11 protein-coding genes are annotated in these 14,863 nt (G+C 39.4%); all 11 read right to left on the bottom strand.

Going from position 1 to position 14,863, the window contains the following annotated elements:
* Nucleotides 1-454 precede the first annotated feature (454 nt).
* Nucleotides 455-1,726, bottom strand: a complete 1,272-nt coding sequence (locus tag C3945_RS09440; RefSeq protein ID WP_161879451.1) for an AI-2E family transporter — start codon at nt 1,724-1,726, stop codon at nt 455-457.
* A 162-nt stretch (nt 1,727-1,888) separates the two neighbouring features.
* Nucleotides 1,889-3,397, bottom strand: coding sequence for a lysine--tRNA ligase (gene lysS / locus C3945_RS09435; protein WP_161879450.1), 1,509 nt, complete (start codon nt 3,395-3,397; stop codon nt 1,889-1,891).
* A 209-nt stretch (nt 3,398-3,606) separates the two neighbouring features.
* Nucleotides 3,607-4,491 carry an Hsp33 family molecular chaperone HslO gene (gene hslO / locus C3945_RS09430; RefSeq protein ID WP_161879449.1) on the bottom strand — a complete coding sequence of 295 codons (885 nt, stop codon included), beginning with the start codon at nt 4,489-4,491 and terminating at the stop codon, nt 3,607-3,609.
* A gap of 118 nt (nt 4,492-4,609) precedes the next feature.
* Complete coding sequence (gene ftsH / locus C3945_RS09425) at nt 4,610-6,745, bottom strand: ATP-dependent zinc metalloprotease FtsH (protein ID WP_161879448.1); 2,136 nt, start codon at nt 6,743-6,745, stop codon at nt 4,610-4,612.
* 166 nt (nt 6,746-6,911) lie between these two features.
* On the bottom strand, nt 6,912-7,448 hold the full coding sequence (hpt, locus tag C3945_RS09420; RefSeq protein WP_161879447.1) for a hypoxanthine phosphoribosyltransferase: 537 nt from the start codon (nt 7,446-7,448) through the stop codon (nt 6,912-6,914).
* 37 nt (nt 7,449-7,485) lie between these two features.
* Nucleotides 7,486-8,892 (bottom strand): tRNA lysidine(34) synthetase TilS, encoded by a 1,407-nt coding sequence (tilS, locus tag C3945_RS09415; protein ID WP_161879446.1) that lies wholly within the window; start codon nt 8,890-8,892, stop codon nt 7,486-7,488.
* 153 nt (nt 8,893-9,045) lie between these two features.
* Entirely contained in the window at nt 9,046-9,513 is a 468-nt protein-coding gene (locus C3945_RS09410) for a S1 domain-containing RNA-binding protein (protein ID WP_161879445.1), read from the bottom strand.
* Between the two features lie 110 nt (nt 9,514-9,623).
* On the bottom strand, nt 9,624-10,085 hold the full coding sequence (locus C3945_RS09405) for an FtsB family cell division protein (protein WP_161879444.1): 462 nt from the start codon (nt 10,083-10,085) through the stop codon (nt 9,624-9,626).
* 200 nt (nt 10,086-10,285) lie between these two features.
* A complete protein-coding gene (locus C3945_RS09400; protein ID WP_161879443.1) occupies nt 10,286-10,552 on the bottom strand; it encodes an RNA-binding S4 domain-containing protein in 267 nt (88 codons plus the stop codon).
* A complete protein-coding gene (locus C3945_RS09395; protein WP_161879442.1) occupies nt 10,542-11,267 on the bottom strand; it encodes a MazG nucleotide pyrophosphohydrolase domain-containing protein in 726 nt (241 codons plus the stop codon). Before C3945_RS09395 ends, C3945_RS09400 begins: the two co-directional genes overlap by 11 nt.
* Nucleotides 11,268-11,404: 137 nt before the next feature.
* Complete coding sequence (gene mfd, locus C3945_RS09390) at nt 11,405-14,860, bottom strand: transcription-repair coupling factor (RefSeq protein ID WP_161879453.1); 3,456 nt, start codon at nt 14,858-14,860, stop codon at nt 11,405-11,407.
* Between the last annotated feature and the right edge of the window lie 3 nt (nt 14,861-14,863).

Raw genomic sequence — 14,863 nt, 5'->3', positions numbered from 1 at the left:
CTATAGTTGTCTTGATTCATAAATGAACCGAAGACCCCTGCACATTTGGTTGTTTTACTTTGTTCAGTTTTCAAAGATCCAGTGTTTCTCATTTGGGTTGTCTGCGTTTCGCAGCAACTTTTATATCATACCATCGCTTCGATTAGGTGTCAACACTTTATTTAAAGTTTTAAAACTTTAAATTTGCAAGCGTTCCCTTACTCTCTCCGACAGCTATTTTATTATAACCCATTGCTTATCTTCTGTCAATACTATTTTCAAGAAGTTTTATTCGACTCTTTATTTGGTAGTCGTTTTAGCAACGAGATTAATAATATCATCTTATAGTCTTTCCGTCAACTCTTTTTTGAATTTTTCAGTCATTAAAAAAACTTCTGCTACAACACCCTGTACTGGCATTGAAGCAGAAGCTTTTTTGTTTTTGCTATAAGTTAACTTTAGGAGATCTTGCTACTTACTCTGATTCATCATTTTCTTGTTCTATATGTTCCTTTGCTTTTTGTCGCTTAAGTTTAGCGATTTTAATATTTCTCATCATTTGTGAATCAGGTTTTTTGGATCCGCTTATCGCTTCTTCAATTGGCTTCACTTCATAATCTCCAGCAACGTCTCCGTAATATTTATTGTAGCGCTTTTTGAACTGCTGGAAGAAATGAACAACGATAACTTTAAGAATAGCATATATAGGTACCCCTAGTATTAAGCCGAATAAACCTAGTAAGTCTCCCATTACTAATAATACGATGACAATAGTTAATGGGTGAACGTTTAGTTGTCGTCCCATAACATTCGGTTCAATTAAGTTGCCATCTATAAATTGAACAACCGCCCACACTAAACCTAATTGGAGAACCATCCACCAAGAGTCTGTCAGTGCAATAACTAAAGCGGGTATGATAGCTAAAGTTGGACCCAAGTAAGGAATAATTGATGTGAAACTTGCTATGATAGCCAGTATTCCACTATATTCCAAACCGATAATTGTAAATCCAATGAACATCATCACACCGATTGATCCGGCAATGATTAACTGACCTTTAATGTAAGAACCAACTTGAGTATTCACTTCAGAAGACACTCTAAGCGTATGTTCACGCCATTTAGGTGGCATAATAGTCAAAACAGATTTGAAAAATTTTTGCTCGTCCTTCAGCATAAAGAATAATATGATCGGGAAGGTGACTAAGGTAACAACAAAACTTGTGACGCTTGCAGCGATATTTGATATACGGCTCCTTCCTCCAGAAAGAAAGTCACCAATATTTTCTGGAATTTGATTTAGTAAATCTTCTCCTTCACTAATCAGAGAACCAATCTCTTCTCCAAATGGCATAGAGGATATCCATCCAGTTACGGTGTTTAAGATGGAGTCTACGAAATCCGGAAAGTTTTCGACTAAACTAATCGCCTGTTCACGGAGAAGTGGGTATAAAGCAATTATCCCAAAAACCACTAAACCGACAATCGCTATAAAGAGCAAGGCTACTCCATATAATCTTTTAATTCCATGTTTCTCTAAAAAATCAATGACCGGATCGAATAAATAGTAAAGCAAAAGTGCTATAACCAAGGGCATTAATATATTCGAAACAATGACAAATAAAGGTGTAAAAATATAATCGATCTGATTAAACAGCATGAATGCTACAGCTATTAAAATCAAAGTAATTAATGTATATAGAAGGTTTTCTCCTCCTAAAAAACTTATCCAACGTGTCTTCTTCATTTACTTCCCCACTTTCTATATCTAACCATTCTTTTCTTCTTATCATTATAGTATAGAATTTTCAATAAATATACGAGAATTAAGGTTTACGAAAAAAAGCTGATACGTTAACCATGCCATCCTGCAGTTTAACGTATCAGCTATTAAAGTTTCTGTATTATCCTAATGGTTGTCAGTGGGTTTCATAGTAGGGAAAAGTAAAATATCTCTAATGGTATGGGAGTCGGTTAATAACATAACTAGTCTGTCAATACCAATGCCCAATCCACCGGTTGGAGGCATACCATACTCTAAAGCTTCGATAAATTCTTCATCGATATCATGAGCTTCATCATTCCCTTGATCTTTTTCTTTCATTTGTGCTTCGAATCGTTCTCGTTGATCAATCGGATCATTTAATTCACTAAATGCATTAGCATATTCATGCTTCGCAATAAAGAGCTCGAAACGATCTGTAAAGCGAGGATCTTCTTGATTTTTCTTCGCTAAAGGAGAGATTTCCAGAGGATGACCATAAACAAAAGTTGGCTGCACTAATTTATGCTCAACAAAGGTTTCAAAGAATTCGTTGACCACATGTCCAAAAGCAGCGTAGTCATCGATTTCTACTCCATGCTCTTTCGCCAATGCTCTCGCTTCATCATCAGTGTGGTGTTTGAAGAAATCAATACCCGTTTCCTCTTTAATTAAATCGACCATATGGCGTCTTGCCCATTTTTGCCCGATATGAATCGTGTCTTCCCCATAAGGGATATCGGTAGTTCCTAGCACACGCTCAGTAACGGTACGAATTAAGTCTTCAGTCAAGTCCATCACATCGTCAACATCATGAAATGCAGTATACAACTCCATCATTGTAAATTCAGGATTGTGCGTGGTATCAATCCCTTCATTACGGAACACACGACCAATTTCATACACTTTTTCCATACCGCCTACAATCAGACGTTTCAAATGTAATTCAATCGCAATCCTTAGGTATAATTCCATATCCAAGGCATTATGATGAGTAATGAACGGTCTGGCCGCAGCACCACCAGCAATTGTATGCAGAAGTGGCGTTTCTACTTCAAGATAATCTCGGTCGTTTAAATAACGACGAATTTCTTGAATGATTTGGCTTCGTTTCGTGAAGCGATCCATGCTGCCTTCATTTGAAATTAAATCCAAATAGCGTTGACGGTACTTCTGCTCAACGTTTGTGAGGCCATGGTACTTGTCTGGAAGCGGTCTGAGGGCTTTTGAAAGATAGGTTAACTCTTCTGCCCTTACAGTGACTTCACCTGTATTGGTTTTCATAACCGTTCCTTCAATACCCAAAAAGTCTCCTAAATCTGCCGTTTGGAAGGTATCATATTGTTCATCTCCAACTGCATCTTTGCGCACATAAATTTGGATGGTTCCATTTTTATCTTTTAAATGGGCAAATCCAGCTTTCCCTTTTCCGCGCTTAGTCATCATACGACCAGCAATTTTGACACGGTGTCCTGCCTCTGTTAATTCTTCTTTCGTTTGTTCTTCGAATAAATCATGAAGTTGGGCTGAGTAATGAGTTCGCTCGTAGCGCGAGCCAAAAGGATCGACTCCCCGCTCCTTCAATTCATCCATCTTTTGACGCCTTACAATAAGTTGATCTGTTACTGATTCTTGATTTTGTCTTTCTTCAGACACACGAATCACTCCATTCCAAAATAATTTCAAACTGGTCACGAGTGAAAACAATCAGAAGACGCGACAGATGTCTACCCTCTCCTGTTTGGCTTTCATTCTATTTTTTATTTCCCTGTTAGATATGATTAAGCTTTTTTATCGCTTCATTCTGACCAATGTTACCATAAGTTTACTAGCTCTGGAAGTCCATATCATTAAAAGAAGGAGATTTACGCGTTTTGAGCTTCTTCTTTAATTTCATTCAGTTCCTCGGCACTAAAATGATAAGGAGTTCTACAGAAATGACACACAGCTTCTGCGCCATTGTCTTCATCAATCATAGCTTGAATTTCTTTTTCACCTAACGTAATCATTGCATCTCTGAAACGTTCTTTTGAGCAGTCACATGTAAAGGATACGTCTTGTTCTTCTAAAATGCGAGCTGACCCGTCCGTGACTAAGCGGTTCAAGATTTCTTCCGGCGTTTCCCCTTGATCCATTAGTTGAGAGACTAATGGAAGGTTTGAGATGGTGTCTTCAATTTTTGAAATAGTTGCTTCAGAAGCCCCAGGGAGAACCTGTATCATGAAACCACCTGCTGCTTTCACTGTTTCGTCTGGATTCACTAGCACAGATAAACCGAGAGCTGAGGGAACTTGCTCAGACGTTGCCATATAATAGGTGAAATCTTCTCCTAATTCTCCACTAACTAAAGGTACTTGGCCAACAAAGGGTTGCTTCATCCCTAAATCTTTACTTACTGTCAGTAAGCCCTCTGTACCGACAGCTTCTCTAACGTCAATTTTACCTTTTTCATTTAAAGGCAGACTAACATGTGGGTTTTTGATATAGCCCTTAGTTTCACCTTTGCCATTACTGTCCAAAAGCATATAACCAATTGGACCGCCGCCTTCTATACGGACTGTCAGTTTGTCTTCACCTTTAAGTGTGGCACCAAGTAAAGTAGTTCCTATAAGGGCTCGGCCTAAAGCACAAGTCGCTGCACTCCACGTATCGTGTTTGCTTTGTCCTGTTTGGACCATTTCTGTGGCATCTACTACATAGACACGAATCTCATCATTATAGGCTAAAGCTTTAATTAATTTATCAGACACTATATTTCACTATCCTTTTCACAAATTTTGTTGGATTCACTAATCTGTTTTACACGGAAAGAAGAGGAGTGCGAGTGATACGCCTCCTCTTCTTATCTATTATTAACTGGTTTGACTATTAAGACTCAGTATCTGTACGGTTACTCTTATCATCGGTTGCTTCTTCTGTCTCAGTTGAATCATCAGAGTACATTGAATCACCCTCAAAACTTTCTTCACGGCGTTTCTCTTTTGCTTCACGTGCCGCTTTTACTTCTTCAAATGTTGTTCCGATTTTTTCTTCTTCGGGATCTCTCTCAGCTTCAACACTCTCTCGAGGAAACTCACTCGGGGTATTAGTCACCGGTGCTGGCATTTTTCCTTCTTCAAAGAGTGACTTGATTTGTTTCTCATCAAGAGTCTCTACTTCAAGTAGCTTTTCAGCAATAAGCACGTGAGCATCTTTGTGCTCTTCAATGATACGTCTTGCCTCAGCATGAGCTTCGTTTAATATACTCAAGACTTCTTGGTCAATTTGATAAGCCACTTGTTCAGAATACGTTTTGGATTGAGAATAGTCTCTTCCAAGGAAGACTTGACTATTTCCTTCATACTGAACGGGTCCAAGCAAGTCACTCATACCGTATTCCGTTACCATAGCACGAGCGATTTGTGTTGCTTGTTGGAAGTCGTTGGATGCGCCACTCGACTGAGAATTAAAGACGATTTCTTCAGCCACACGTCCTCCAAGTAACCCAACAATTTGTTCGAATAATTCTTTTTTAGTCATTAAATAACGGTCTTCTCTTGGTAGCATGATGGCATAACCGCCTGCACGGCCACGAGGAACAATCGTTACTTTATGAACCACTCTAGCATCACTTAATACTAAACCGACAATAGTATGTCCCGCTTCGTGATAGGCAACCATCCCACGTTCAGTTTCAGAAATGACACGGTCCTTCTTAGCTGGTCCAGCAATCACTCGGTCATGTGCTTCATCAATATCTATCGCTTCTATAGTCTTACTGTTTCTTCTAGCAGCTACGAGCGCTGATTCGTTCAGTAAGTTCTCCAAGTCTGCTCCTGCAAAACCTGGCGTTTGTCTAGCGATGACTTTCAAGTCAATATTTGGAGATAATGGTTTGTTTTTCGAGTGTACTTTCAAGATAGCTTCACGGCCTTTGACATCTGGATGCCCCACCATGATACGTCTATCGAATCGACCAGGTCTTAAAAGAGCCGGATCCAATACATCTTGTCTGTTTGTCGCAGCAATGACAATAACTCCCTCATTGCCCGTAAATCCATCCATTTCAACTAGTAACTGGTTAAGTGTCTGTTCACGTTCATCGTGTCCGCCACCCATACCAGCACCACGCTGACGTCCCACTGCATCTATCTCATCAATAAAGATAATCGCTGGGGCAGTCTTTTTGGCATTTTCGAATAAATCTCGAACTCGGCTCGCACCGACACCAACAAACATTTCCACAAATTCTGAACCAGATATAGAGAAGAAAGGTACGCCTGCTTCACCTGCAACAGCTTTTGCGAGTAATGTTTTACCTGTCCCTGGAGGTCCTTCTAGCAAGACACCCGCTGGGATTCGTGCACCGAGATTTGAAAAACGTCTTGGTTCTTTCAAGAATTCTACTATTTCAACTAATTCTTCTTTTTCTTCATCTGCACCGGCTACGTCGGCGAAGCGAACTTTACTTGTTTTTGCATCGCTTTCCTTAGCTTTGGACTTACCGAAGTTCATAACGCCTCGTCCACCACTTGAACCGCCACCTTGACCAGCTTGACCCATCATAAAGTAGATAAAACCTACAAACAATAAGAAAGGTAGGAAGGTTAATAATAGACTAGTCCAAATACCCGTTGTCGGTTCTTCAACGGTTATAACGTTGACGTCATTTTCCCTAGATAAAGTAAGCACTTCTTCAACTGCGGTATCATTCATTAACACATACGTAACGAATGAACTCGCTTGTTGTTGTTCGATGCCACCAAATAAGGTCACATTTTGTTCTGTTTCAACTTCTACTTCTTGTCCTTCGCGAAAACGACCCCTGATCTCATATACACCGGCTACCGGTTGGACTTGAAATTCAGCTATTCTGTCCTCTTCAAGGTATTCGATAAACTCACTTGAACTTACGCCCTCTGAAGCTTGTTCTTGTCCGCCACTAGTCGCCCAACTTGCAATACCAATCACTGCAAGAAACACGATGACGTAGAAGAGGCCACTTCTGAAAAATCCTTTCTTCATGTCATCCTCCATCTATATCCATTAATTTATTTTGTATCTATTTCAACATATATTGTAACCTTTTCTATGTTACCATACTTGACCTATTTTGACTATGAAAAATGTTTGATGTTTCGCATGGATTGTGAAAAAATAAAGACTTTTCATTTCCCTGCTAATCTGTTCACTAGCTATATATTTCGGGCTTTAGTATACCAATAAACGGAAGGTTACGATAATTTTCAATGTAGTCTAATCCATACCCTACTACAAATTCGTCTGGAACCGTGAATCCAACCCAATCAGCTTCAATAGCTTTCTTGCGGCCTGTTGGTTTGTCCACTAGGGTGACTATTTTTACAGATGCCGCTTTTCTGTAATTAAACATGTCTTTCAAATAAGACAAGGTACCACCTGTATCAATAATGTCTTCCACGAACAGGACGTGACGGCCCTCTACATTAGTATCTAAATCTTTAAGTATTTTAACTTCACCCGAAGAAACAGTAGCACTTCCGTAACTTGACACATCCATAAAGTCTATTTCTAAATAAATATTCATTTCTTTTATGAGATCAGCCATGAAAGGCATCGCTCCTTTTAACACACAAACAAGCAAAGGATTTTTTCCATCATACTCTTTTTCCAATTCTTTTGCTAATTCTTTAACCTTGTTTTGAATTTCTTCCTCAGATATTAAAATCCGTTCCATATCGTTTCTCATTAGTACGTTCTCCTTTTTGTAAAGATTTCCTGCACCTTTAGTCATCTTGAGTTTCTTGTTCGTATACAAGTACGTAGATAATTGTATCAGTTATGGGGTCAAGTGACAACGACGATTCTCTGTAGCCTATTACCCAAATGATTGTACCCTCATCGTCCTCCACTACCCATGCTTGATTTCTTTCCTGTAAAGGTACTTTGTCATCAATAAAGATAGATTTAAGTTTTTTTGTCCCATTGAGACCTTTAACTGTCATTCGGTCCCCATTTTTCCTATGCCTAATGTTTAAAGGTAAAGCCACTTCATTTCCTAGAAAAAGAGTCTCTGTATTTTTTAGGGTCATCTTTTCGTAAGCACTCAATGTAAATAAACCTATCTTTTCGTTTTTACTTAGTCGAACCCACCTATTTAGTTGATTAATTAATTTTCCTTCAACAAGTAAACCATGCTGTTGTGACTGGACTTTTTGGACAATCGAGCATGTATCGTAGCTTCTTTGAGCAATCAAACCGTTTGATAAATCGATGGATGCATTAGGTTTTGATTCCTTTAACCAGTCATTGATTAACTCAATATGCTTTTGCTTGACCAAGAGTTTTCCGTCAGGATTCCAAAGAATCAGCGCTTTAGTTAACACTCTTTTTCTTAATGCTTCATTAAGACTGAGCCAATGTGGAATGTCTAAGGTTAAGGATTCTGTTGTTATTGACGTCGTCCTCTTTACTTCTGCTTCAATACAAGGCGTGATGATGTCTAGCCATTCGCTAATTTCGTTTGAAATTCGAATAACATTCTCTTCTACAGCCTGATTTTCTTCTTTCATAAGAGGTATGATGGAGTTCCTGAAGCGATTCCTTGAGAAGGTCATTGATTGATTACTGGTGTCTTCTACCCAATTCAATTCATTCATTTTTGCATGCCGGATAAGCTGAGCTTTTGAAAATGGTAGCAATGGACGGAGAATACTATGTTCACCGCTCCTTCTGACTTCTTTTATACCGGTCAGCTCTTCCAGTGAACTGCCTCGAACCCATTTCATCATAATCGTTTCGACCTGATCATTTTGATGGTGAGCTGTCAGGATGTATTGAGCTCCCATTTCTTGTGCCACTTGATTAAAGAACCGATAACGTACGTGACGAGCGGCTTCTTCAATGCCAGAAATGGGGTGACCCTTCTTTTCCCAGTGATGGACACAAATGGATAGGCCTTCTTTAGCTGCTAGTTGACGAACAAATTGTTCTTCTTCATCAGACTCTGCTCTAAGGTGATGGTTAATATGGGCTATGATACACTTCGGTTTGAGGTGTCGGGGCAAGCGCGCGAGTAAATCTAGGAGGACAATGGAATCGACTCCTCCAGAAACAGCAACCACTATGGGTTCATTATTGGTCCATTTAAAACGAGTGGACACATGGTTTTCAAATTGGTTATACAGGGACATTTTTTCACCTGCCTTTTACTTTCTGTCAAACTCACTCAGTATTAGCAAGGCATTGATTGAAAAAAGGGTTCAGGGAACCCCCTAAACCCTTCATTGCCTCTTATTTATAATGTCATCATTAACAAACAGTTTAAAAACAAGTCTGCTAGTAGCTTAGCTTCTTCTACCACCACGGCCACCGCGTTTGTTTTCAGTATTGCGCTTAATTGATGTTAGACGGTCTTCACTGTCTTTTAAGAATGAGCTCATTAACGAGTCAAAGTCTTGTTTTCTAGAAGGAGCTGGTCCCCTGTTAGAATGACTTGGACGATCATTTCTATCGTTTCTGTCACTGCGTTCACGACGTGGAGCTACTGTTGGTCTTTTGGAAGCCTCTGCAGCAGGTTTTTCTTGAGCTTTACGAATAGACAAACCAATCTTTCCATCGTTAGCTATGGATAAAACTTTAACTGTTACTGTCTGGCCAACCTCTAATTCTTCGTTGATATTCTCAACATAACTATCTGATACTTCACTGATGTGCACTAACCCTGTTTGATTATTGCCTAAATCAATAAATGCACCAAAATTAGCAATACCCGTTACTTTACCTTCTACTTTGCTTCCAACTTCAATTGACATGTTTTTTACTTTTCCTCCTAGTATATTTGCAGTAATTATAACACGAACGAGAGTGATGTAAAAGCTTAAATAGTCTATTATCCGCTTTTCATAGGCTTTTGTTCGTGTTTTTACTCCTCATCTCCATTTTCTTCCGCTTCACCATCTTCATTGGCTCCTGATTGTTCGCCGTTAATGACTCCTAAATGATCTGGCCTTTTGTCATCGGGGAAGCTAAATACAATCTCATTATCTTTTGTTAAGTAATACTCACTGCGCGCTAGCTTTGCCACGTACTCTTCATCTTCAAGCAACGTGATGTAATACTCTAACTCATCTTGATGCAAATCCAGTGAATGAAGGGTCTCTTCAGCTTCAGCTCGTTCTTGTTCTAAAACACTCACTTGACTGTAGTTTTTAATAAGAGTACTACCTCTCAAAAGAACAAAAAAGATACCGATAGCAACAATAAGTTGCATTCTCATTTTTAGTTTTCTCTTGCGTTTGTACTCTCTTATATCTGCCAATGTTTTATTTTTTATGTATGGACTATGAATGCGAGTGATCGATGCTTCTTTTTTTTCAGCTTTCATATCAGTTTCCCCTTTTCAAATAACTTTTCCGTCTATTAGTTACTTAAGAGTATAACAAGAAAGCGATACATTTGAAAGAACCGACACATAAATATTTAATGGTGTCTTTTTTGTTTTAAGGATCACTAAACGAGTGTGAAATTAAAAAAAGGCAAGGCGACCTTTTCATTGGGTCACATTGCCTTTCGCTAATCTTTCTTCTATCTACTATCCTCTTTGTAGCTTTCTTCAATAACGGTATACAAGTCTTTCGCTTCATCTTTTTTTGTTGTGTCTTTAATATCATCGACTTTAACGATTAACGTCTTGTTTCCAAATTGAATGGTTAGTTCATCTCCAACAGCTACTTGACTGGACGATTTAGACGGTCTCCCATTAATTAGGATACGGTCTTTATCTGCAATTTCTTTTGCTACTGTACGTCTTTTGATAATCCGAGATACTTTAAGATATTTGTCAAGCCTCATTCTTTCTCCTCTTTTCTTCTTGCTTTATTTTTTGCCATAGGGTATCGACTTCCTCGGGCGTCTCTGCTTTTACGCCATCAAACACATGGGGATGACGCCTTCTTATTTTACGATTCACTTCTTCTAAAACCTCTTCAAATGTAAAAGAGCCCTCTTTTTCAGCGCTATTCGTTTGATACAGAATCTGAACCAGCACATCTCCTAATTCTTCTTTCCAATTATCGGTGTCTTTTCTTTCAATTGCTTCTATTAACTCTTGTGTTTCTTCTTTTACATATTTTATAAGCGATTGCGGTGTCTGTTCCTGAATCCAAACATCTCCACCCGGTCCGGTCACTCGATCAATGTAGTGTTGAAGAGTAGAAAGAGAGGTCACTTGTTCATCCAACGAAAGCGGCGGAAGATAAAGTAACTTCTTATAGTAGACACTTTCAGACTGGTCTAATTCCTGCAGTAACAACCAAGTGACTGACTCTTTAGTCAGGTCTTTTGTTTTGATAAGTGCGATAGAATGGTCAGCCGGGTATTTCGCGAGTAAGGTTTCTTTCAATTCTTTGGTTAAACTGGCATCGGGAACATTGCAGACAATAACATTCTGGCCAGTTTGAATGGTATCCCGGTTCACATGGGACGCATCTAGTAACTGAATGCCTTCTTCGATACTAATCGATAAAACTTGACACAATTCATCAAATATAACATTTCCGCCTGTCATAGGTTTACTCCCTCTTATAAAGACTAGTCACTTATGAATCGCATTGACAATGATGCCTTAATGACTTAAGCATCTTCTATCTTATTCTCGCTCAACTCACTAGCCTTAGAAGCTGACAGCTTACTTTGTTCTTTATCCTATAAGTTTGTCATGACTTCAGAACAGTTTTTTGCAAATAAGATAATGGAGTCAAGCCATTCATTATGATTAATCCGTCTTGGCAGTTGAAATTCTATTTCCAATTGTTTCTCAACAGTCATGTCTGTCTTTAACGTGATCTCTTTTAACGCTTTAAATACTTCCGGCAATGGCATGTGACGAGTCCCTTCACTTGAGAAGCTAACCGTCACCTTATTATTCACCCGTTTAATGTGTTCGATAAGTGCGCGTTCACTATACATCTTCAACAGGCCAACTGACAGTAAGTCTGAGACTTCTTGAGGATAGTCACCAAATCGATCGATGAGTTCATCCTGCAATTCCACGTAATCATCTTCGGATTCGAACTGACGAATACGTTTGTACAATTCGATTTTTTGACGCTCATCTTCAATATAGGTTCCAGGCAAGTAAGCATCCACAGATAATTCCATTTCAACAACTGTTTTCGGCGTTTCTGCCTCTCCTCTTTTGCGTGACACAGCTTCAGCTAACATCTGTGTATATAAATCATACCCGACACTGTCAATAAAGCCATGTTGCTGTTGACCGAGTAAGTTTCCTGCTCCTCTAATAGCCAAGTCTCTCATCGCGATTTTAAAACCTGATCCTAGTTCAGTAAAATCTTTTATAGCTTGGAGACGTTTCTCACTCACTTCGGTCAAGACTTTATTTGGTTGGTGCATAAAGTAGGCGTAAGCAATGCGACTGCTACGTCCCACTCGTCCCCGTAACTGATACAACTGAGACAAGCCCATACGGTCTGCATCCTCAACAATTAAAGTGTTGACATTTGGCATATCAATACCTGTTTCAATAATTGTTGTGGTAACCAACACATCGTAATCCCCTTGAAGAAATTGGAACAACACGTTTTCCAGCTGATTCTCGGTCATTTGACCATGAGCAAACCCCACACGTGCTTCGGGTACTAATTGCTGCAATTCATCTGCACGTTGCTCTATTGTACTGACTCGGTTATGCAAGAAGAACACTTGCCCTCCTCTGGCCAATTCACGTTGCATCGACTCCGCCACAACTGCTCCATTCATTTCCATAACATAAGTCTGGACAGGGTAGCGGTTAGCTGGTGGTGTCTCAATAACTGATAAATCCCTCACGCCAAGAATAGACATATGGAGCGTTCGCGGAATAGGTGTGGCTGTCAATGTTAACACATCGACTTCGTTTTTCAATTGTTTTAAGCGTTCTTTGTGCTTTACACCAAAGCGTTGCTCTTCATCGACCACTACGAGGCCTAAATCTTGAAAAATGACGTCTTTTGACAACACTCGATGGGTCCCAACGACAATATCCACTTGGCCTTTCTTTAAACCATCCACTGTTTCTTTTAGTTGCTTACTCGTTCTAAAACGACTCATCAGCCCTATTTCAACAGGGAAATCAGCAAACCGTTCAATCAGCGTTTCATAATGCTGTTGAGCAAGTACAGTGGTAGGAACTAAAAAGGCTACTTGTTTGCCATCTTGAACCGCTTTAAACATCGCTCGCATCGCTACTTCGGTTTTTCCGTATCCCACGTCACCTACAAGCAAACGATCCATTGGTCGGACACGCTCCATATCACGCTTAATTTCTTCAATCGAGCGTAATTGATCCTCTGTTTCTGTGTAAGGAAACGCATCCTCAAATTCTTGCTGATAGGCATTCTCTTTTGAATAGGCAAACCCTTTTTTCCGCTCACGTTCAGCATACAATTCAATCAACTCATCAGCAATATCTTCAACTTGAGACGCGACTCGTTTCTTCGTTTTTGCCCAAGCTGTTCCACCTAGCTTGTTCATTTTAGGTGTTTTACCCTCAGCTGAAACATATTTTTGCAGCAGGTTAATTTGAGTGACAGGTATGAAAAGTTTTGAGGAATCACTATAGACAACAGATAAATAGTCTTGGTGCACTCCAGCGATTTCCATTGTTTCCATTCCTAAAAATTGACCAATACCATGGTTAACGTGAACGACATAATCGCCCTTGTTTAACTCAGTATAACTCTTCAAGCGTTCCGCATTCGTAATGTTTTGGCGCCTCACCTTTTTCTTAGCTATTCGATTAAACAATTCTTTTTCCGTTAAAACAGCTAATTTTTCAGCCGGCAACTCGAATCCGTTTTGCACACTTCCACTAATTACTTGAATTTTCCCAAAGTTGATTGCCTGATCGTCTGACAAGATGCTTGGTATATCAAAGTTCAGCAAGGTCTGGTGTACTTTTTCTGCTCGTTCTTGGTTTTCTGTCATGACGATGACTGTGTACTGCTGTTTTTCCCAACGGTCCATTTCAGTTTTAACTAAATTCATCTGACCATAAAAATTTTGCATTTGTCGGTATTGGAAGGGATGAATGGCATCTAACTTTAACCCCTTCATACCCTTTTGGAATAATGCGAAGTAAAGTTGGGTTAATTTTTTAGATTTTAATTCATCTCTAAAGGGTAATGAAAAGGCCTGATCATAAAACACATGTCCATATTCTAATTGAGAGGTCACCCATTCTGCTTCTTCTTGATCAAGTCGAGCATCATTTTCCAAAATTCTAGGGTATTCATCCATTACGACGATACCATTGGTTGAGATGTAATCGAAAATGGATGCTTTGTCATCGTATAGTAAATCTGCATAACGGGCTAGTTCATCCATAAAGACATCTTCTTTAACTGCATCAATAATAGGTGTTAATTGCTTCAATAAAGCTTCTTGGCGATCTGCTTCTTTCATTTTCTTTAAAGAGCTCGTCAGTGCTTGTTCGAACCGTCCAACTATTTGTTCTTTCTCTTCCATTAACAATAAGGTGTCTGTTGCAGGAATGATAGTGACCGCTTCCACGTTCTCCTTTGACCGCTGCGTGTCCGCGTCAAAATAACGTAAAGAGTCCACTTCAACGTCAAACAATTCAATCCGGATCGGGTTTTCTTCGGTTAAGGGATACACATCGATAATCCCACCTCGTATACTATACTCACCCGGTGTGGAGACTTGATGCTCCCTTGTGTAGCCCATTTCAGTTAACTTATAAGGTAATGCATCACTATCAACTTCTTTACCCATTTCGAATGTGATTTCCGCTTCTTTAAATTTAATCGGTGACGGCAAAATCTTTCGGGCACCAGCTAATGGAAGAATCACTATCCCGGGTTTTTCTTTTAGCAAAAAGTCCAAAGCTTTCACTCGTTCAGCTCGTGCTTCAGGTGACGAAATAGACATTTCTGCGTGAATCATATCATCTACTAAAAATAGAAATAGCTGGTCATCGGAAACGAGACCAGTCAAATCTGTCATTAATTGATTGGCATAATACACGTTTTGTGTAATAACCATAATGGGTTTTTGCTTTTCCTTAAGCATCGCTTGAAGAAATAAGGTCCTCGCTGAGCCGGCCATTCCGGTAATCAACTGGACTGGATTGTCTTGCATCATGTC

Origin of the sequence: Alkalibacterium sp. MB6, from assembly GCF_009935905.1 — a bacterium.
Lineage (GTDB): Bacteria > Bacillota > Bacilli > Lactobacillales > Carnobacteriaceae_A > Alkalibacterium.
Note: the sequence above shows the minus strand (reverse complement) of the source record. Positions and strands in the feature narration are given on the sequence as shown.